The 20,372-nt window shown below is 46.9% G+C and carries 19 protein-coding genes; 10 read left to right on the top strand and 9 right to left on the bottom strand.

Annotated features, from left to right (window positions below):
- Positions 1 to 54: 54 nt before the first annotated feature.
- The gene (locus tag LEUMU_RS0108220; protein WP_022951807.1) at positions 55 to 1,680 is read left to right on the top strand and encodes an acyl-CoA synthetase; all 1,626 of its coding nucleotides are present in this window, start codon (positions 55 to 57) and stop codon (positions 1,678 to 1,680) included.
- A gap of 78 nt (positions 1,681 to 1,758) precedes the next feature.
- Here the strand turns inward: LEUMU_RS0108220 and LEUMU_RS0108225 are convergent, their stop codons facing one another.
- From LEUMU_RS0108225 to LEUMU_RS0108235, 3 genes are all read right to left on the bottom strand, one after another.
- Positions 1,759 to 2,256: a hypothetical protein gene (locus tag LEUMU_RS0108225; RefSeq protein WP_022951808.1), complete on the bottom strand. Its 498-nt coding sequence runs from the start codon at positions 2,254 to 2,256 to the stop codon at positions 1,759 to 1,761.
- A 309-nt stretch (positions 2,257 to 2,565) separates the two neighbouring features.
- Positions 2,566 to 3,438, bottom strand: coding sequence for a fumarylacetoacetate hydrolase family protein (locus tag LEUMU_RS0108230; RefSeq protein WP_022951809.1), 873 nt, complete (start codon positions 3,436 to 3,438; stop codon positions 2,566 to 2,568).
- A gap of 20 nt (positions 3,439 to 3,458) precedes the next feature.
- Positions 3,459 to 3,935 (bottom strand): hypothetical protein, encoded by a 477-nt coding sequence (locus LEUMU_RS0108235; protein WP_022951810.1) that lies wholly within the window; start codon positions 3,933 to 3,935, stop codon positions 3,459 to 3,461.
- A 220-nt stretch (positions 3,936 to 4,155) separates the two neighbouring features.
- Here LEUMU_RS0108235 and LEUMU_RS25180 point away from each other — a divergent pair, with 220 nt between their 5' ends.
- Positions 4,156 to 4,737: a GlcG/HbpS family heme-binding protein gene (locus tag LEUMU_RS25180; RefSeq protein WP_022951811.1), complete on the top strand. Its 582-nt coding sequence runs from the start codon at positions 4,156 to 4,158 to the stop codon at positions 4,735 to 4,737.
- Between the two features lie 15 nt (positions 4,738 to 4,752).
- Here the strand turns inward: LEUMU_RS25180 and LEUMU_RS0108245 are convergent, their stop codons facing one another.
- The 3 genes from LEUMU_RS0108245 to LEUMU_RS0108255 form a co-directional block, all read right to left on the bottom strand.
- Complete coding sequence (locus LEUMU_RS0108245) at positions 4,753 to 5,091, bottom strand: hypothetical protein (protein ID WP_157474289.1); 339 nt, start codon at positions 5,089 to 5,091, stop codon at positions 4,753 to 4,755.
- Between the two features lie 249 nt (positions 5,092 to 5,340).
- Positions 5,341 to 6,306 carry a hypothetical protein gene (locus tag LEUMU_RS0108250; protein WP_022951813.1) on the bottom strand — a complete coding sequence of 322 codons (966 nt, stop codon included), beginning with the start codon at positions 6,304 to 6,306 and terminating at the stop codon, positions 5,341 to 5,343.
- Between the two features lie 169 nt (positions 6,307 to 6,475).
- On the bottom strand, positions 6,476 to 7,435 hold the full coding sequence (locus LEUMU_RS0108255) for an MBL fold metallo-hydrolase (RefSeq protein ID WP_022951814.1): 960 nt from the start codon (positions 7,433 to 7,435) through the stop codon (positions 6,476 to 6,478).
- 93 nt (positions 7,436 to 7,528) lie between these two features.
- On the opposite strand from LEUMU_RS0108255, the gene LEUMU_RS0108260 reads away from it, so the two are divergent.
- Both LEUMU_RS0108260 and ppsA read left to right on the top strand, forming a co-directional pair.
- The gene (locus LEUMU_RS0108260; protein WP_022951815.1) at positions 7,529 to 8,347 is read left to right on the top strand and encodes a pyruvate, water dikinase regulatory protein; all 819 of its coding nucleotides are present in this window, start codon (positions 7,529 to 7,531) and stop codon (positions 8,345 to 8,347) included.
- Between the two features lie 109 nt (positions 8,348 to 8,456).
- Complete coding sequence (ppsA, locus tag LEUMU_RS0108265) at positions 8,457 to 10,829, top strand: phosphoenolpyruvate synthase (RefSeq protein ID WP_022951816.1); 2,373 nt, start codon at positions 8,457 to 8,459, stop codon at positions 10,827 to 10,829.
- Positions 10,830 to 10,839: 10 nt separating this feature from the next.
- On the opposite strand, the gene aat is transcribed toward ppsA, so the two are convergent.
- Together aat and trxB are read right to left on the bottom strand one after the other, a co-directional pair.
- Positions 10,840 to 11,583, bottom strand: coding sequence for a leucyl/phenylalanyl-tRNA--protein transferase (gene aat / locus LEUMU_RS0108270; protein WP_022951817.1), 744 nt, complete (start codon positions 11,581 to 11,583; stop codon positions 10,840 to 10,842).
- Between the two features lie 17 nt (positions 11,584 to 11,600).
- A complete protein-coding gene (gene trxB / locus LEUMU_RS0108275; protein ID WP_022951818.1) occupies positions 11,601 to 12,560 on the bottom strand; it encodes a thioredoxin-disulfide reductase in 960 nt (319 codons plus the stop codon).
- Positions 12,561 to 12,777: 217 nt separating this feature from the next.
- On the opposite strand from trxB, the gene LEUMU_RS28535 reads away from it, so the two are divergent.
- Complete coding sequence (locus LEUMU_RS28535) at positions 12,778 to 15,549, top strand: DNA translocase FtsK (RefSeq protein WP_022951819.1); 2,772 nt, start codon at positions 12,778 to 12,780, stop codon at positions 15,547 to 15,549.
- 8 nt (positions 15,550 to 15,557) lie between these two features.
- A complete protein-coding gene (lolA, locus tag LEUMU_RS0108285) occupies positions 15,558 to 16,184 on the top strand; it encodes an outer membrane lipoprotein periplasmic chaperone LolA (RefSeq protein ID WP_022951820.1) in 627 nt (208 codons plus the stop codon).
- A 78-nt stretch (positions 16,185 to 16,262) separates the two neighbouring features.
- Here lolA and LEUMU_RS0108290 read toward each other — a convergent pair whose 3' ends face one another.
- A complete protein-coding gene (locus LEUMU_RS0108290) occupies positions 16,263 to 17,555 on the bottom strand; it encodes a pyridoxal phosphate-dependent aminotransferase (protein WP_022951821.1) in 1,293 nt (430 codons plus the stop codon).
- Between the two features lie 194 nt (positions 17,556 to 17,749).
- Between LEUMU_RS0108290 and apbC the strand changes: the two genes are divergently transcribed.
- The 4 genes from apbC to LEUMU_RS0108310 all read left to right on the top strand — a co-directional run bounded on the left by apbC (position 17,750) and on the right by LEUMU_RS0108310 (position 20,359).
- Positions 17,750 to 18,835 carry an iron-sulfur cluster carrier protein ApbC gene (apbC, locus tag LEUMU_RS0108295; RefSeq protein WP_022951822.1) on the top strand — a complete coding sequence of 362 codons (1,086 nt, stop codon included), beginning with the start codon at positions 17,750 to 17,752 and terminating at the stop codon, positions 18,833 to 18,835.
- Positions 18,836 to 18,906: 71 nt separating this feature from the next.
- A complete protein-coding gene (locus tag LEUMU_RS0108300) occupies positions 18,907 to 19,365 on the top strand; it encodes an LEA/WHy family protein (RefSeq protein ID WP_022951823.1) in 459 nt (152 codons plus the stop codon).
- A 3-nt stretch (positions 19,366 to 19,368) separates the two neighbouring features.
- Positions 19,369 to 19,935, top strand: coding sequence for a dCTP deaminase (gene dcd / locus LEUMU_RS0108305; RefSeq protein WP_022951824.1), 567 nt, complete (start codon positions 19,369 to 19,371; stop codon positions 19,933 to 19,935).
- Between the two features lie 40 nt (positions 19,936 to 19,975).
- Positions 19,976 to 20,359, top strand: coding sequence for a DUF6394 family protein (locus LEUMU_RS0108310; protein WP_022951825.1), 384 nt, complete (start codon positions 19,976 to 19,978; stop codon positions 20,357 to 20,359).
- Positions 20,360 to 20,372: the final 13 nt, after the last annotated feature.

Below are 20,372 nucleotides of genomic sequence, written 5' to 3' on the forward strand. Positions count from 1 at the left end.
GGTTAACCTATTATCAGTTAGCTTGAGCATTGCAAAGAGAGAGGAGAGAAGTCGATGGTTTCACATACGATCTACGAACAGGGATTAGAACAGGTTCCTGCCAATTTTGAGGCGCTTAGTCCCTTAACGTTTTTGGAACGCGCCGCCTCGGTCTATCCATATAAAACGGCGGTCGTGTATAACGATGTGCGTCGTAACTGGCAGGATACATATACTCGCTGTCGCCGTCTGGCCAGCGCTTTACAGCGTCGTGGTGTGAAAAAAGGTGAGACTGTTTCCATTATCTGCCCGAATATCCCTGAGCATTTTGAAGCTCACTTTGCTATTCCCATGCTAGGCGCAGTCCTCAACTCCATTAACACTCGTTTGGACGCCAGCGCAGTCGCTTTCATTTTAGAGCATGCCGAAGCTAAGGTGCTGTTTACCGATCCTGAAATGACAGAGATCACCAAGCAAGCCGTCAAAATGCTGGGCCGCAAAATCCTAGTCATTGATATTGATGATCCTTCTTTTGAAGGTGGCGAGCTACTCGGCGAGCTAACTTATGAAGAGTTACTGGCAGAAGGCGATCCTGACTTTGAATGGCATACACCTGAAAATGAGTGGAATGCCATCAGCTTAAACTACACCTCCGGTACCACGGGCAATCCAAAAGGTGTGGTCTATCACCATCGCGGCGCTTATTTAAATGCGGTGAGCAATGTCATGTCATGGGGCATGCCCAACCACGCTAAGTACCTATGGACGCTACCGATGTTCCATTGTAATGGCTGGTGCTTCCCTTGGACGATTGCAGCAATTGCTGGTGTGAATGTCTGCTTACGCCATGTACGTGCTGATGAGATTATCAGTCTGATTAAATCGGAACAGGTTGATCACTTCTGCGGTGCACCGATTGTATTAGGCATGATTAATGCACTACCTGAATCTGATAAAGCTGGTATTGACCATGCGGTTAAAGTAATGACTGCCGGCGCTCCACCACCAGCTTCTGTGATTCAGGATATGGAAGCGATGGGTTTTGTGGTGACACATGTTTATGGTTTGACAGAGACTTATGGTCCTTGCGTAGTCTGCGAGTGGAATAATGAATGGGATGATCAAACGCCAGAACAAAAAGCCAAACTGAAATCGCGCCAAGGGGTGCGAGTACCCATGCAAGCAGGCTTGATGGTTGCCGATCCGGATACATTAGTCCCTGTACCCAGAGATGGTAAAACCATGGGTGAAGTCTTCTTGCGCGGCAATATTGTAATGAAAGGCTACCTGAAAAACCCATCAACCACTGAAGAGTCTTTTGATGGTGGCTGGTTCCATTCCGGCGATTTAGCCGTTTGGCATGATGATGCTTATATCGAACTAAAAGATCGTTCCAAAGACATTATCATTTCTGGTGGAGAGAATATTTCCAGCATTGAAGTGGAAGACGTGCTGTATCGTCATCCTGCTGTCGAAGATGTTGCGGTTGTTGCGAAAAAGGATGAGAAGTGGGGCGAAGTACCCTGTGCCTTTATCAAGCTCAAAGCAGATAAGCAAGTCACTCATGAAGAGCTTACTGAGTACTGCCGCAATAACTTAGCGCGCTTTAAAGTGCCTAAGCAGTTTATTTTTGGTGATTTGCCTCGGACTTCAACTGGCAAGATTCAGAAGTTCGTATTACGCGAATGGGCTGATGCTTAAATAAGAAATTAAGAAATAGGGCAGTTGTTTAGCCATGCAGTTTAGGTTTAGCCGATTGCATGGCTTTTTTGTGCCTGACTACCAGTCGATGGTAAACGTCATATAGTAGCTGTCTTGATTATTCAGCGGATAGAGCATGCGATAGCTGTGTCCGGTGTTGCCGATGAAGTCTGTTTGCTGGATTTTGGTATTGCGGTTATTGAGTGCAACATCCTGGAAGATTCGACGGTTGGTCTCTTTAAGACCATACAGCTTAATCAGCTGTGACATGATTTGGCTCTGGGAGAACAACACGCGACCATTACGCTTTAGCAGCACGTCGGTTGTGCAATCATGATTTTGTGGCGTGACCGCGTAATCAACACTTCCAACAAATATCTCATAAGCATCTTCAAACTGCGGATTTCGAAATTTACCCGACCGTTCAAGATTTTTCTCAGCCGAAGCAGCATTACGATCTTTAAAAGCGTAGCAATACTTATGGAAGATATTAACGAAGTCAGTGCCGCCTGAGCCTTGGTCGGCAGAGGCAACCAATGAAGTCAGGAGCAATACGATGGTATATAACACTTTCATTACCGATTTTTCCTGAGTAAGAGGTAGCACGTTTTGAAGGCTCGACACGGGGTTTGCATTTTATGGATAAACCAATAAATTTGCACTGAGTTTGCCACTCAGGTGCATTGTAATTTCTTATAGATTGGTACAGATTCGACTAATATAGTTCATTTAAGAAGCAACTTCATCTTAAAAAACCCAGCGCTCTATGACAAATAGTCAAAACCGTTTAATTTATATTCAAACATTAGTTATATATAAACGCGCCAAGTTCATATGAAGTTTTGATATAAATGAACTGCTTTTCAGCTGCTAGTCTCTGTGCAATTAAACGACTGGATTCCGCAAAATGCCAATCGATTCAATTTCACACTCAACCACATCACCAGACCTTAAAAACTCAGGTGGCTTACGGGCAAAGCCAACGCCATCAGGGGTTCCGGTGGCGATTACATCACCAGCTTCCAGCGTCATACTGCGAGACAGTATGGACACAATCGAGGGAATGTCGAAAATCATTTGTGCCGTGGAACCGGCTTGTTTTTCAACGCCATTCACCCGACAGGTCAACGCCAGCGCTTGTGGATCGGCAATCTCATCTGAGGTGACCATTACTGGCCCCATTGGGCAGCCGCCATCGATACTTTTGCCAATATAGAACTGCTTATGCGCAAACTGTAAATCGCGGGCGCTAATGTCATTAACGATGGTATAAGCAAAAATATGCTCATGCACTTTATCGAGTGGGATTTTTTTACCAGTTTTACCAATGATAATCGCCAGCTCAACTTCCCAGTCCAGCTGTTCGCTCACTTCAGGATCATCTGGAATCGGGCTATCCGGCCCAATTACACAGGCATTGGATTTAGTGAATACGATGGGTGCAGTTGGTTTTTTGGCATTGCGCCCGGCAAAATCTGCAGCTTCGGCAATGTGATCAAAGTAGTTTAGCCCCATGCAAATAATATTTTTGTTAGGGCGTGGCAGCGGGGCGAGCAGGGTGATGTCGTCAACCTGCATATCCGCACTCAGCTCAAGCGCGGATAACAGGCTATCACGCTGCGGGTGTGCAATTAAGGTCTGCAAACTACGCCATTCATCACCAGTATTTTCAGCAACCAGAGCAGGCAAATAATAATGCCCCTCTCGCTCGATAAAAACATAGTGTTCATTGTGATGAAGACAAGTTCCCAGACGCATAATTGCTCCCTAAATTTGAATTAACGCACTTTCTTAACCGACAGGCGATCTGCATTGCCAGAAGCATAGCGATGAGCCGGCTTAATGCTTTTGGTGAGTGTATCAATAATTTCGTTGCTAAGCTTCAATGTTTCCATCGCGGCATCTTGGTTAGCCTGCATCAATTGCACTGGGATATGCATCAAGTCTAATGGCTGAGTCACTGGCTTAATTTGGGAATAACGCGCCGTGCTGTCAGTCGCCGTTTTCAGGATGCTCTGATTAATTTTATTCAGGCCCTTCCAGAGTACTTCAGCGCCTTGACCAGCTGCATCCACTTTTTCCATCGTCATAGTATGTGCTTCTTTTTGCTGCCAATTACTAGAAGCAGCGCCGTGCTGCATAAAAGCAGTGCGGTAAGCGATGGTTTGCGCCGATACTGAGCCAAGGTTAGCAACAGCCATTCCTAAGTCAGTCATTTTTTGAAGTGTTTTTAGGCTTTCAAAGAAAACTTGCATAATGTGTATTTCCTGTTCACGATTTATCTGGTAATCGTTTGTTAGTGTAGCGGTACGCCTTTAGTGAGTAAGACTATAACTGAAATGCGAATAGGTCGCTTCAATTATTTTTGTGCAATGCAGCATTTTTATTAAACGACTGATTTTTACAGATAATATGAACCCGCTCAGCCACACAGAGACTAACGGGTTTAGGGCCTTCTACGGGGAAAACAAATAAATGAATTACAAGAAAAGTCTCATTATTGCCGCTTTAGCGAGCACCATGCTGCCTGTGATGGCGCAGGACGATAGTACAACTAAGAATAATGTTCGGGTTGACCAATTAAGCTTGGCTTCTGCCGTACAAGCCGCTCAGGTTAGCATTAATACTTGTCGGGAAGCAGGGGCTAAAGTCAGCGCTGCAGTGGTTGATCGCAATGGCCTGACACAGGTTATCTTAAGAGATACCTTTTCAAGCCCGATCTCAGTCGAACTAAGCCGTAAAAAAGCCTTTACTGCGGCTAACTTCTCTAAAAACACCACACAACTGGCTAACTTATCTGATACTGCGGTAGGCCGTACTGATGGGGTATTAATGTCTGCTGGTGGGGTATTGATCAAGCTGGATGATACTATTTACGGTGCGATCGGAGTGAGTGGCGCAGAGACTGGCGCAATTGATGACAACTGCGCCAAAGCCGGTGCCAAAGCTATCACCGATGCAATTACGGCTGACAAAGCCTTGGCGTTAGAGCTAGAAGCTGCGAAAGAAAAAGAGACCGGCGAGAAAGCCGCTGAAGGCGAGACTCAAAAGCCTTAAGTGAAACGGTAAATCTTAAGCATCATCCATGACTGCGTGGCTGGTAATCCGGTTTCGCAGTAGGCGATTGATATGATTGCGCGCCTCCTCCAGCATTTCAAACAACACTCTTAGCTCGTCGCCATCCAATTCGCCATCCTCAGCCAAGGTGTGTTCTATCGCCACAATGGTTTGCTGCTGTTCTTTGAGCTTCTCTGCTTCTCTAGGGGTAATGCGTCCGTGGCGGATGCCTTGCTCAATCGATATCGCTTGCTGACTTTGAACGGTGCTGACAGTTTGCTCGGTAATGTATACCTGATCATCAGCAAACACAGAAGCACTTAACTGCGCCATGGCGACAAGCAGGATACTCACAAATAGATAATATTTCCTCACAACGCTCTCCTAACAATAATTCCTAAGTGCTCAATAATTTGCCCGCTTTGGGACACTTCAAAGTGTGCAAAAGTTCCTCATTAATGAGAAAATACACCTTGTTTGATGTTTATATTGATTGATACTAGGTTATTTTAGGACAGTAAGGAATAAAAAATGCGGAATAAAGTTAATTATTCCGCAAATTATTATTTGTATCGAGATTTTTTTATTTATTCAGTGCTAAATTCACTTTTTATCGTAGCTATGCTGCGAGTGCTTGCCATGAGATTGTCCATGCTTTGACTGCTGCTGACCTTTCCAGGCCATATGATGTGCAGCCTGTTGACGCTTAGCTTGACGATGTCCGGAATGACTCCGCTCACCACCATTGCCACCGACTTTGTAGTTACCGTACGACTTTCCCGTATGATTATACTGCTTCGCTTGCTGGTGTTTAGCCTGCTGATACTTCGCTTGCAGGTGTTGCACAACGGCTTTCTGACGTGGGTAATGCTTGGTATGAACTTGCTTTACCGGCTTAGAAACTCTGTGAAAACTAGAGCGACTTCCGTGATCACCACCATTACCGCCGCCAACACTCACTGAAATATAAGAGTTAGTAGGCGTGTAGGTGGTACGTGGTGGCGCATAATAAACCGGTGCCTGATAAACAACAGGGGCTGGCGCTTGGTAATAAACCACTGGCTGTACATACGTTGGTTGTACATATTGCTGTTGAACAACTGGCGCAGTGTAGCGAACGACTTGCTTAACTGGCGCAGCAGGGCGTACATAACGCGCCGCTTGTTGTGCTTGTAATTTTGCTTGTCTGGCACGAGCCTGAGCGGCCTGCTGGCGTGCTTGTTGAGCGCGCTGCGCGGCTAAACGTTGCAATTGTATCTGTCGGGCTTTCTGAGCGGCAATTTGCTGCTGCTTTTGAAGTGCCTGAGCACGACGCTGCTGATTGATGCGCTGCTGGTTCGCTAAAGCCTTTTGCTGTCTGGCACGCTGCTGCTGTAAGTAGCGCGCTTGATTAGGGTTATGAGCGGCAGGCTGTTGTACGATACGCGGAACGGTATAAGCCTGATTGTGAGTATGTCCTATAGCACGCCCTTGGGGGGAATCGGGTGCACAAATGACATGACTAAATGCTGAGGTCGAGGCAAGCAAAGCCACCGTGCTTACACTCAGAATAGTCAGGGGTTTAAGCATTTTATTATCTCCATGATTGTTGTCGCTTTGTATCCATTTACGGCAGCACATCCTGTGCCGCTCACTCTCTGTGACGCTTGGGGTGCTTACAAGTTCAAGCTTGGATAAAATTGATACAACTTATTGATAATAAAATGCTATTTGTTATTTTTTATACAAAATTAATGCTCTATTTTTGCGCTTTAAGCGACAACCAAACATCTAAACCCTGAGCATTGAGTTTGCTATCCATGGCAATCACCTCCAGGAATTTCTCATCCGATTGGGTACCGCCCAAAGCCTGATAGCAGCCCAGCAAATAGTCACGAATTTGCTGGTCGATATGAGCCACCCGATCTTCAGTAACAGACTCTGCTTGTTCTGCAACCGCGACAAACTTATCGATACTGTCATGCAACTGCTTAACCACCGCGTCAGTCGCGACAATGCGGCCAAAGTGAGTTAAATTAAATGCAGCCGGCTTGACTGACAATAATCGCGCAATACTGGCACGCAAGGCATCAGGATCAAATTGCACCGGAGTTGTTGTCGCAAAAATAAAGCGCTCCGAAGTCGTTTCCAGCTGAGGGTAGCCAATACCGAAGGTATCACCAGAGAAAATGGTATTGCTTTTCAAGTCATGTACACAAAAGTGATGACGCGCATGGCCCGGTGTATCGTAAAAACGTAACACGCGCTCTCCGAGGGTGACTTCGAAGTTATCCGGAGCCTCAACGACACGAGCCGCATCAACGGGAATCAGTTCACCATACAGCTCTTCAAACGCCGCTTCGCCATAGACTGCTTTTACGCCAATGCTCAACTTCTCAGGGGAGATCATGTGCCGCGCACCTTTAGGGTGCACCACCAGCTCCGCATTGGGGCAGATTTTCATCAGCTGGCCAACACCGCCCGCATGATCCAAATGAACATGAGTCGGGATCACATATCGGACATTTTCTTCCGTTAGGCCATTTGCCTTCAATACGTCCAAAATATGTGGCACGGTATGAAACGTGCCGGTTTCAATAATGGCGCACTCGTCATTTTCGATCAGTACATATACCGAGGCAATTCCCGGACTCAGGTACTCCGCATCAAGATGTAGAATGCCATCACCAAGTGAATTAAAAATGGGTTGTTTGATCATTATATTTGCTCCTGATTGCTGAAGAATAGTGTTGTCCTATGCTAGGATTACGCGATCATAACAAAGTCTTTTGACCAACCGGAAAGTAATCCTATGCGTTGCGATGTCTACTTTATATCAGAGAGTACCGGTATCACCGCTGATGAACTCGGGAGCAGCCTGCTGTCTCAGTTCCCACAGGTGAGTTTCAAAAAGCGCTATCATCCCTTCATTGACACTATCGAAAAGGCTGATGCATTGGTTCAGAAAATCAATGATCAGGCCGCCTCCGAACCCATGCTACCGCTGGTGTTTGCCACCATGGCCAATAAAGAAATCAATGAAGTCCTTTCCAAAGTAAATGCCCATTACTATGAGCTATTTGATAACTATTTGGATAAAATATCAGCCAATTTAGGCGTAGAAGCGCGCCGCGAGTCAGGCTTGATGCATGGCTTAGTCAATGAATTGCAATATGACGCCCGAATCGATGCGGTGAATTACACCTTGTCGCACGACGACGGGATGATTCTAAAGAGCTTAGATGAGGCCGATATTATTATGGTCGGCGTCTCTCGTTCCGGAAAAACGCCGACCTGTCTCTATCTTGCGCTTAAGTTTGGTATAAAAGCGGCTAACTACCCGTTAACCGAAGATGACTTTGAACGTTACTGCTTCCCCAAAGAGATTCTGGCGCACAAAGAAAAATTGATCGTAACGACCATTAGTCCGCAGCGCTTGCACCATATTAGGGAGAAAAGACGCCCCGGAAGTCGCTACTCGTCGATGTCAACGTGCACCTCCGAAATTAAGATGGCCAGTGACCTTTATGATCGCTATGGTCTGATTCCACTTGACGTGACCTCACAATCAGTCGAAGAATTAGCAACGCAAATTGCACGGATTTATCGCAAGACCATGGGCAATGACTAACGCATTGCTACCAAGCAAGACCCGACCACGGCAGATTCCACCGGTAACTGCCGCGCTCATTTTTCTAATCAAAGGTTTCGTACCTTGCTAATTGTTTAAAAGGTAAATAATGAAGCAGCAGTACATCGTTTGGCTGAACCAGCTTGGCATTAATGACATCGATCACGTGGGAGGCAAAAACGCCTCGCTAGGTGAGATGATCCAGAATCTTAGTAATCTTGGTGTGAAAGTACCGGGTGGTTTTGCGACGACCTCGCATGCATACAGGGAGTTTTTGGAGCATGAAGGCTTAGGAGATCGTATCAACGCCGTTCTGGAAACGCTGGATGTTGATAACATCGCAGAGCTGAGCAAAGCCGGCAGCCAGATTCGCGAATGGATTATGAGTATTCCATTACAGGAAGGGTTTGAGCAAAGCATTAACGAAGCTTATGTCAAACTTGAGCAGGAATATGGTGAGGAAGTGACGTGGGCCGTGCGCTCATCCGCAACCGCCGAAGATTTGCCCGATGCCTCGTTCGCAGGCCAGCAAGAAACCTTCTTAAATGTACATGGACTAGAATCGATAAAACTGGCGATTCGCCGCGTATTTGCGTCTTTGTTTACCGACCGTGCGATTGCTTACCGCGTGCATCAGGGATTTGATCACAGCTTGGTTGCGTTGTCTGCCGGTATCCAAAAAATGGTCCGCTCTGATATCGCAGCCAGTGGCGTTATGTTTACGCTGGATACCGAGTCAGGCTTCGATAAAGTAGTACTAATCACTGGTAGCTATGGCTTGGGTGAAATGGTCGTGCAGGGTGCGGTTAACCCGGATGAGTTTTACGTTCACAAGCAAACGCTCGAAGCGGGAAGACCGGCGGTATTACGTAGAACACTGGGCAGCAAGCTGATTCAGATGACTTACTCTGAAGCCGGTGCTGAAGACCCCGTTAAAATTATCGATAACGATCCAGAGAAAAGCCGTCGCTTCTGCATTAACGATGCACAAGTCGAAGAGCTCGCTCGTCAAGCCATGACCATCGAAAAACATTATGGCCGCCCAATGGATATTGAGTGGGCACTGGATGGTAATGATGGTGAGCTGTACATTGTACAAGCGCGCCCTGAAACTGTTCAGAGTCAATCTGGCAATGTGATGGAACGCTATGACCTTAAAGGCAAAGCAACACCCATTATCGAAGGTCGCTCTATCGGCTCTAAGATTGGTTCAGGCACTGCCAAAGTCATTCTAAGTATTGATGACATGGATCACATCAAGCCTGGCGATGTACTGATTACTGACATGACGGACCCTGATTGGGAGCCGATCATGAAGCGTGCCTCTGCGATTGTGACTAACCGTGGCGGACGTACTTGCCATGCAGCAATCATTGCTCGTGAATTAGGCGTGCCCGCAGTGGTTGGTTGTGGCGATGCAACCTCGCTAATCAGCGATGGCACGGAAGTCACCGTGTCTTGTGCCGAAGGTGATACCGGCTATGTATACCCCGGTATTATTCCGTTTGAAGTGACGCGCACTGAGTTGCAGGATATGCCAGAGTTGCCGCTTAAAGTGATGATGAACGTCGGTAACCCAGACCGTGCCTTTGACTTCTGTCAGGTTCCAAATCACGGTGTTGGCTTGGCTCGCATGGAATTCATTATCAACAATATGATTGGTATTCATCCACGCGCTTTGCTAGAGCTAGATAAACAATCTGAAGCCTTACAAACAATTATTAAGAAACGTACGGATGCTTATGAAAGCCCTGAAGAATTCTTCATTAATAAGATCGTAGAAGGTGTTTCCAGCATTGCGGCAGCATTCCACCCTAAACCTGTTATTTTGCGTATGTCCGACTTTAAGTCGAATGAGTATGCCAACTTAATTGCGGGTGAAGCGTACGAGCCACACGAAGAAAATCCAATGATTGGCTTCCGTGGTGCGGCCCGTTATATCGACCCGGAATTCCGTCGCTGCTTTGAAATGGAGTGCGAAGCCATTAAGCGCGTGCGTAATGTCATGGGACTGACCAATGTTGAAGTCATGATTCCATTCGTACGTACCTTGAAAGAAGCAAAAGGCGTGACTGAATTGCTGGCAGAGAATGGTCTGGCTCGTGGTGATAATGGCTTACGTCATATTATGATGTGTGAGCTGCCATCGAATGCGGTATTGGCTGAAGATTTCCTTGAGTACTTTGACGGATTCTCTATCGGCTCAAATGATATGACTCAGCTAACGCTTGGCTTAGATCGTGATTCTGGCTTAGTGGCAGAAGGCTTTGATGAGCGTGATCCTGCGGTGAAAGCGATGCTGAAGATGGCAATTGAAGCCTGTAAGAAGCAGGGCAAGTATGTCGGCATTTGCGGACAAGGCCCTTCAGATCACGAAGATCTGGCAGAGTGGTTAATGGATCAGGGAATTGATAGTGTCTCCCTGAACCCGGATACCGTGGTAAGCACTTGGCTAGATCTAGCTGAGCACGGCAAAGCGTAATCGTCAGTCGTTAATCGGTTTGGCCTGGCTCCCAGCGAGACAGGTCAACCGATTGATCAAATACCCAGTCTGCCTGCTCAGGCTCGGGCGCTGAGCGCAGGACGGTCATATAATCTTTTCTTGAAATACTCGTCGAGCCCAGACTCAGCAAATGTGAGTTTTCCAGCTGGCAGTCAATCAAGGTATATCCCACATGCTGCGCATACCAAGCTAAGGCGATAAAGGCAATCTTGGATGTATTTGGCTCAGTGCTAAACATCGACTCACCACAAAATACACCGCCGCTGCTAATGCCATACAGGCCACCCACCAGCACATCATCCTTATTATAGACTTCTACCGAATGCGCGACGCCAGCGTCATGTAAGCGGCAATATGCCTGTTGCATTTCGGGAGAGATCCAAGTGCCGGAGCTATACGAGCGCGGTGCTGCGCAAGCGGCGATCACCTGTTTAAAATTATGATCAAAAACAACCTTGTAGCCTTTATTTCTAATCGTCTTTCTAAGGCTTCGACTGAAGTTAACCATCTCTGGAAGCAGCACTGCACGCGGGTCTGGATTCCACCAATAAATTGGCTCCCCCGGATTAAACCAGGGGAAAATCCCAGAGCGGTAAGCATTGATAAGCCTTGGAACTGACAAATCGCCCCCGATGGCAATTAAGCCATTGGGCTCATCCCACGCCATTTCTGCGGGTGGGAAGGGCTCATCATGGGCACCGGGTTCAAGAAATGTCAGCTCTTGAGGCGTCATAGGGCTAGATTTCCGACTCAGGCTTCACCAAGTGCATCAAGATACTTTTCAGCATCCAGTGCAGCCATGCAGCCAGTGCCCGCAGAAGTAATGGCTTGACGGTATACGTGATCCATTACATCGCCAGACGCAAATACACCCGGTACGCTCGTTGCTGTTGCATTACCTGCAGAGCCACTGTTAACCGTAATGTAGCCGCCGTTCATATCCAGCTGACCTTCAAACATTGCCGTGTTTGGCTTGTGACCAATGGCAATGAATACGCCATGGACATCAACCGCTTGGACTTCACCGGTCTTAGTATGCTTTAAGCGCAAGCCGGTCACACCCGCATTGTCACCCGTGACTTCTTCCAGCGTGTGATCCCACATCAATGTGATATTGCCGTTCTTCGCTTTTTCGAACAGCTGGTCTTGCAAAATCTTCTCTGCTTTCAAAAAGTCACGGCGATGTACTAAGATAACTTCTGAAGCAATATTGGATAAGTACAGCGCTTCTTCAACCGCAGTATTACCACCACCGATCACTGCCACTTTTTGCTTACGGTAGAAGAAACCATCACACGTAGCACAAGCGGATACACCACGACCTTTGAACTTCTCTTCAGACTCAAGCCCCAGATACATCGCAGAAGCACCAGTTGAAATAATCAGTGCATCGCAGGTATACGCCCCGGTATCGCCTTTTAACTTAAAGGGGCGCTCGCTGAAGTCTACGCTTTGAATGTGGTCAATAATGATTTCAGTATTAAAGCGTTCCGCGTGCTTCTTCATGCGCTCCATGAGCTCTGGGCCTTGAACGCCATCATTATCACCAGGCCAATTATCCACGTCGGTCGTTGTGGTTAGCTGTCCGCCTTGCTCCATTCCAGTGATTAAAACCGGATTAAGGTTAGCACGGGCTGCGTATACGGCAGCGGTATAACCCGCAGGTCCGGAGCCCAGAATTAATAGGCGGCTGTGTCTTGTTTCTTGCATGGAGGTGATCCTGATTTAGGTATTAATGATTCATATGCTAAGTAATGGGGAGCATAAGGTAAAGCAACTACAGAATAAATATTCTTTTTCTGTGGTTAAAGCCTTATAATCCTTTGGCCTAGGGGGCATGGAACGGCTATCCAAGCACAATCACCGACCAGCATCACACTAAAAATATTAAGCCCGTTCGGGCATTGAAAGCGTCATGGAGTAAGTTTTGGCAGAAAAAGGAATTAAAAATAAATTAAATGCGCAAAAATTAGTGAGTCTGCAACAAACCAGCATTCTTTTCTTTTCAGGACTTAGCGCAGTCATTTTATTAGCCTTAGTATCATTTAACCCGGATGACCCGAGTTTTTTCCAATTTAACAGTGACGCAATTATTCAGAACAAGGCCGGAAGAGCAGGGGCCTATCTTGCAAGTATTTTGATTGGTTTCTTTGGCTATCTGGCTTATTTGATTCCAATTTCTTTATTGTATTTCGGTTTTTTCCTGTTTCGACCACTGCCGAGCCATGGTGGATTAAATACGTGGTTGACTGTAATCGGCGTGTTTCTGGCACTGCTTTGCGGCTGCGGGCTGATCACGCTCCTCTGGCCGGAGAGTACGCTCACCTACAAAGCAGGCGGATTGCTGGGGCTGATGATGGCCAAGGCCATGGTGGCCGTGCTCGGTGACTTTGGCTCAACTGTTTCTTTGTTCTGCGGATTCTTTGCGGGCTTAACGCTGCTGCTGGATATTTCGTGGTTAAAAGTAATTGATCGCGTTGGCGAAGGGTCACTTTGGCTGTTTGATAGACTGATCGGCGAGCCAGAAAGTGGCGCAAGTGGAAAATCGTCAAAGCCGAAAAAGCCATTAATTCCTAATTTGTTTAAAAAAGGCCCCGACAAGCCCGCTGGAAAAGCGCCCAAATCAGCACCTAAAACCAAGAGCAAAGGGCCGAGCACTGCGCCTACTGAAGAAGCCTATGATGATTACGACGATGAAGTCGACATGGCCGCACAACCGGCAGCAAAAGCTAAAACCAGCGCCAAGCAAAAATCAGCTAGCTGGGTATCCGGCTTAACCGAGAAAGGCTCTGGCGTACTGGCTAAACTGAAAAAGCCAACAACCAAGAAAAGCGCCGATACTTTGGATGCTTTTGAAGGTCTTGATGATTACGACGAGATTGACGAGCAAGACATTCCCGTTGTGCGTGAAGTCGTCTCTGGTGGTGGTGCTCGTAATGCTCCCGCTCCGCAAGCAGCAGCACCTGCGCCAACCGCTGCACCAGCAGAAACACTCAGCATTCCCGATAATATGATCGGTGCCGCTCCGCAAAAGCCAGCAGCACCGGCTGAAGTGCCTGTGGCAGAAGAGGAATACAGCGACTTAACACCGGTTGCATTGCCACAAGCGGCCAAAACACAAGCGCCAGAGCCAGCCAGACAAGTGCCTAAAGTTGCACAAGCACCGAGGAAGCCAGCGCCTAAGTCATACCATGGCGATAAGTTAGGGTTATTACCGCCGCTTGATATGCTGGAGCCAGCACCTAAAAACCAGGATAAATTCTCCGACGAACAACTGGACGCTCTGGCTGAAAATATCCAAAGCACCTTATCTGACTACGGCATACATGGGGTTGAGGTTGTTGACCGCTTCCCAGGACCGGTAGTTACCCGTTTTGAATTGGACTTACCACCAGGTACAAAGGTTAGCCGCATCTCTGGCTTGGGCAAAGATATTGCCCGTAGCATGCGTGTACCCAGTATTCGTATCGTTGAAGTCATTCCGGGTAAGACGACCATCGGACTTGAAATTCCGAATGATACCCGTGAGTTAGTCGCAATTAGTGAGATTTTAAATGCACCAATATTCCAGAATGCGAAGTCGCCGCTAACACTCGCCATGGGTAAAACCATTGCTGGAAACCCTGCGATTGCTGATCTGGCTAAAATGCCTCACGTGCTAGTTGCGGGTACCACCGGTTCTGGTAAGTCGGTTGCGGTTAACGCAATGATTATGAGTTTGTTGTACAAATCCACACCGGACAAAGTAAAGCTGATTCTGATCGACCCCAAGATGCTTGAATTGAGTATTTATGAGGGCATTCCTCACTTGCTGACTTCTGTCGTCACCGATATGAAAGATGCGGCCAATGCGCTGCGCTGGTGTGTTGGTGAGATGGAAAAGCGTTATGCCGCCATGTCGTATATGAAGGTACGTAATATCGCTGGCTACAATGCCAAGGTGCAAGAAGCCATTGACCGTGGCGAGCCGATTACAGATCCAAGCTTTGACCCAACCCAACATATTGATACAAGGCCATCCACTTTGGAACCTTATCCGTATATCGTGGTGGTTATCGACGAATTTGCTGACATGATTATGGTGGTCGGTAAAAAAGTTGAAGAGCTAATTGCACGTTTGGCACAAAAAGCCCGTGCTTCTGGTATCCATCTGATTTTGGCGACCCAGCGTCCGTCTGTTGATGTCATCACCGGCTTGATTAAAGCCAATATCCCATCGCGAATTGCGTTTCAGGTATCGACCAAGATCGACTCCCGAACCATTCTGGACCAGGGTGGTGCAGAACAGCTACTGGGTAATGGTGACATGCTTTACATGCCACCGGGAACGGGTTTGCCGCAACGTATACATGGCGCCTTTGTGAGCGATGAAGAAGTTGAAGAAGTGGTCAATTATCTTAAAGAACACGGGGAACCCCAATACCTGGACGATGTCCTAAAGGATACAGGCGGAGCAAGTGCCCCAATCCCCGGACTGGAGCCCTTGAGCGATTCTGAAGGTGATGATCTGTATGATCAGGCGGTTGGCGTCGTGACGGAATCACGTCGCGCATCAATCTCTTACTTACAGCGTCGCTTGAAAATCGGATACAACCGCGCAGCCTCGATGATCGAGGCGATGGAAGATGCCGGTGTCGTAAGTGAAGTACAATCGAATGGAACACGCGAAGTACTTGCGCCACCTCCCGTTAAAGACTGAGGTTATACATGAGAAATAAATTTTTAGTTGCCGCACTGCTGGCTGCCAGTATTGGTCAAGCTGCCTATGCTGACACAGCCCGTGAACGTTTAGACTCTTTTTTCACTGACGTAAAGAGCCTGAAAGGTAGCTTTACTCAGCAAGTGTTTGATAAGAAGGGTGTTGTTACCCAAAACTCTAGCGGTGATTTGTACTTAAGCCGCCCAGGTCGTTTCCGCTGGGTTTATAAAAAGCCAGAGCCACAGGAAATGATTGGTGATGGTAAGAATGTCTGGATCTACGATAAAGATCTGGAGCAGGTTACTGTTAAGCCAGTTAACCAAGCGGTATCAAACACGCCAATCGCTATCCTGACGCGCCTTGACCCACCGGGTTCACAGTTTAACGTTCAGGAAATTCAGGGCGGTTCTGGTTTGGATTGGCACCAGTTGGTTCCTAAGCAAGCAAGCCGTGATTTCAAATACATTCAACTGGGCTTGGATACTGCAGGCAACCTTAAGCGTATGGTGCTGTTTGATCAATTGGGTCAGCGCACTGAGATCACTTTAAATGCACAGAATAATGTGCCCATCAGCGGTAGCACATTCTACTTCAGCCCACCACGTGGTGTTGATGTGATCGGCAAGCCTCAGTAATCGCTTAGCCAGAATCAAAAAAGCCACCCAGCAATTAAGGTGGCTTTTTTATGCCTGCTGTTTACGAGCTAGTAGCCTTTATTTGGCGTAATAAGCACTGACTGCGTTTCCAATTTTCTCCAAGGTATTAGTAAATACCTCGTCGTCTTCCTGCAATAGCGTCATCCGAAAGCCGTTTAAGTTAGAGCCAAAACCGCTCAATGGCACGACGCAAACACCTTCAGAAGCCATTAATTCATAGCTAAACTGAAAATCTTCCGCGACTTCCTTCTCCGATAACAACTTATCGATAAACAAACGGGACGCTTTAGTCGTTGCACTCAGCTTGGAACGGGGAAGATCTAAAAGTTCTACCACAAGATAAAACACACCGCCCGGCATAGTGACACGCAGTTGCGGGAAGGTATTAAAATATTCCACCGCTTGCTTAGCCCGGCGTTGATACTTTTCAATACGCGCTCGAATACTGACTTTAAACTCTGGCGCATCATACAAATGTGGCAATATCATCTGCGGCAGAGTGGTTGAACAAACCTCTAGCATTTTTGCCAGCAAGATCATGCGAATAAAGTCTTGGAACTGTGCATCTTTCTCGGCATTGTAGACTTCGATCCAGCCACAGCGAGAACCCGGCCAAGGCACATCTTTACTGATGCCTTTCATGCTAATACCGGGCACATCACCGATAATTTCATGCAGCAAGGTATTCTCAACGCCATCAAAGGTCATCGCATGATAGATTTCGTCAAAAATCAGGAAGCAGTCATGATCTTTGGCGATTTTTACGATGCTTTCCAAGGTTTCACGGTTAAAGACACGACCCGTTGGGTTATTGGGGTTGATTACCAAAATGGCCACAACGTGATCGTTGTACTTCACCTTATTCTCAATTTCTTCAAGATTCGGTTCCCAATTATTTTCAGGATCTAGCTTGTAAGAAATGAATGAGCAACCTGCATGCATTGCCTCAGCGGTAGCATGGGATGGATAAGTCGGTGAGGGCACCAAGATACGTGCTTCCCGGGGCAGGTTATTGATAACCTTATTAATTGCCTCACCTAAGCCATTGAAAAACAAGATATCGTCAACCGTACAGATTTTCTCATTCGAGAAATTTTCAAGGATATACTGACGCGCCGGTAAGTAACCACGGGTGTCAGTATAGGCAAAGGCCTGATCAGTAGTGGCATTCTCTCTGACAATCTCTTTGATCCAATCCGGCACGCTTTCGCCTGCTGTAATCGGGTCGCCGATGTTTTCCCAGATCATATTCAAATTACCCAGCTTTTCCAGCTGTTTGCCGATAGTCACCACTTCACGAATTGGATAATTCAGAAGCTTGTTATCAGCACGTAGCAGATTCTGTCGCACGGATTGCAGTCTCACTATTTAGAAGAGCTGTCTATCTTAGCAAACGCAATTCAATCTGTGCGCCGTATTTAGCCTATCTAATTAGATATATTGACTGTACTGATGCAATCTCCCTAAAGATTCTGGAGTTTTTGTCTGCACACGCGTAGTGTAGACTCTCCTTAAAATTTGACCCTACTACCGGAGACATCAATATGAGTGAGCTTTCAAAAGCGGCTATCGAAGCGCAATTAAATACTGTGCAAGATCGCTACCTGGAAAAAGATATTGTCAGCAGCAATGCTGTCAAATCCATAGAGCTGACTGATGATAAAATTCTGGTACGCATCGAGTTGGGCTATCCTGCTGGCGACTACCGCAACGAATTAAAGAAGCAGGTTGAAGAGGCACTAGCAGGCTTTAACACTGCACTCGATATCAGCATTGAGCAAAAGATTGAGGCGCATGCCGTTCAGAAGAGCCTGAAGCGCATTTCTGGCATCAAGAACATTATTGCGGTGGCGTCTGGTAAAGGTGGCGTGGGCAAATCCACAACCTCAGCGAACCTCGCATTAGCACTGGCTAGCGATGGCGCACAGGTTGGTATTTTGGATGCGGATATTTACGGCCCAAGCCAGCCACGCATGCTGGGCATGTCTGGCACACCAGAGTCTAAAGATGGCACGACGCTAGAGCCCATGCAAAACCATGGTCTGAAGGCAATGTCGATTGGCTTTTTGGTAGAAGAAGATACCCCAATGATTTGGCGTGGCCCTATGGTGACCCAAGCGCTAGAGCAGCTACTGAAAGATACCAACTGGGGGGATCTGGATTATCTTATCGTTGATTTACCACCAGGAACTGGTGATACACAGCTAACTTTATCGCAGAAAATTCCAGTGAGTGGTGCCGTGATTGTAACCACACCTCAGGATATTGCCTTGCTGGATGCGCGTAAGGGCTTGGCGATGTTTGAAAAGGTTGAAGTGCCGGTTCTGGGTATCGTTGAAAACATGAGCATTCATATCTGTAGTGAATGCGGCCATGCTGAGCATATTTTTGGACAGGGCGGCGGTGAGCGCATGTCTGAGGAATACAAGGTTGACTTCCTAGGTTCATTGCCACTGGATATTCATATTCGTGAGCAAGCGGATAATGGTAATCCGACAGTCATTGCTGACCCTGATGGAAAAGTGGCAGGCATGTATCGTGATATTTCACGCCGCATGGCTTCTCGCCTAGCTGAGCAATCTAAAGATTATTCCAGCAAATTCCCGAATATCGTGATTCAAAACACCTAAATTACTCTACCGATTGTCACAAAAACGCCGCGCCTATTTATTGCGCGGCGTTTTTGTTTTAATATGCCCGAATGACTAAAATAACATCAAAAATATTCACCTTCATTACAACACTTTTTCTAATTACCGCCTGCAGTAACAGCAGCGGCATTAAAGGCGTTGCCGAGCCACCAACCGTTAGTGTGCAAAACGTCAGCCTAGAGCGATTAACGTGGCAGGGCGGCGAAGCCAACTTCACACTCAACGTGACTAATCCGAATGCTTACCCATTACCACTCAGTGGTTTTGATTACGGCTTATCACTAAATGGCGTTGAAGTTGCCAATGGCAATCAAGAGCAGAAAATGATGCTCAATGCGCGCCAAACTCAGCAAGTAAACGTACCTTTAAAGCTCAGTTTTGTTAATATTGCCAGTGTGTTGCCAGGTCTTATGCGACAAGGCACAATACAATACCAACTGGCGGGTTCAGTGCATTTATCGCTACTGAATATCCCGTTCAGTCGTTCAGGCATGACCCAATTGAGATAAAATATGAGTATCAAAGCCGATCGCTGGATTCGTAAAATGGCCATGGAGCAGGGCATGATTGAGCCTTTTGCCGAATCCCAAGTCCGGATGAACAATGATCAGCGCATTATTTCTTACGGCACCTCTAGCTACGGATATGACGTTCGCTGCGCAGATGAGTTTAAGATTTTCACCAATATTAACTCTGCCGTTGTGGACCCAAAAGCGTTTGATGAAAACAGTTTTGTAGATATTAAATCGGATGTTTGCATTATTCCACCTAACTCATTTGCACTGGCACGCACGGTTGAATATTTTCGCATTCCACGCAGTGTATTAACCATCTGTTTGGGTAAATCAACTTATGCTCGCTGCGGTATCATCGTTAATGTGACGCCATTAGAGCCTGAGTGGGAAGGGCATGTAACATTGGAGTTTTCCAACACGACCACCTTACCTGCGAAGATTTATGCCAATGAAGGCATCGCCCAAATGCTGTTTTTTGAATCCGATGAGATTTGTGAGACATCGTACCTCGACCGTGGCGGAAAATATCAGGGACAAACTGGCGTTACACTGCCAAAAACCTGATTGCTAACCAAGTAGAAGCTTACAATTACAGGGGTGCCTGATGAGAACTGAAAAGGTAGTATTTGCATTTTTTATTGTCCTGGCGCTGACCTTAAATTTCGGCTTCTTCTTGGGCGATATAGATAACCCTGCGCATCATCACGTCTACGAGTTATTTGCCGCCATCGTGGTTAGCTTGATCGCGACGGTACTAAAGTTTGGTGATCGTACCCATTTGGGTTCCGTATTTTTAGCCACTAGCTTGGTGGCTGACTTACAACTGGTGTGTGCGGCCATTATTTGGGGCATTCACGCGCAGATCATTAATCCTGAAATGACTGCTGACACCTTATCAACGATCGTATCACTCAGTGGTGGCGCTTTATTGGCGAACCTGATCTCAGTGGTACTGCTAGTTGTTGAAACCGTAAACCTTCGCCGTTAGGCGGGCACTTATC

Source organism: Leucothrix mucor DSM 2157 (assembly GCF_000419525.1).
GTDB classification, from domain to species: Bacteria; Pseudomonadota; Gammaproteobacteria; order Thiotrichales; family Thiotrichaceae; genus Leucothrix; species Leucothrix mucor.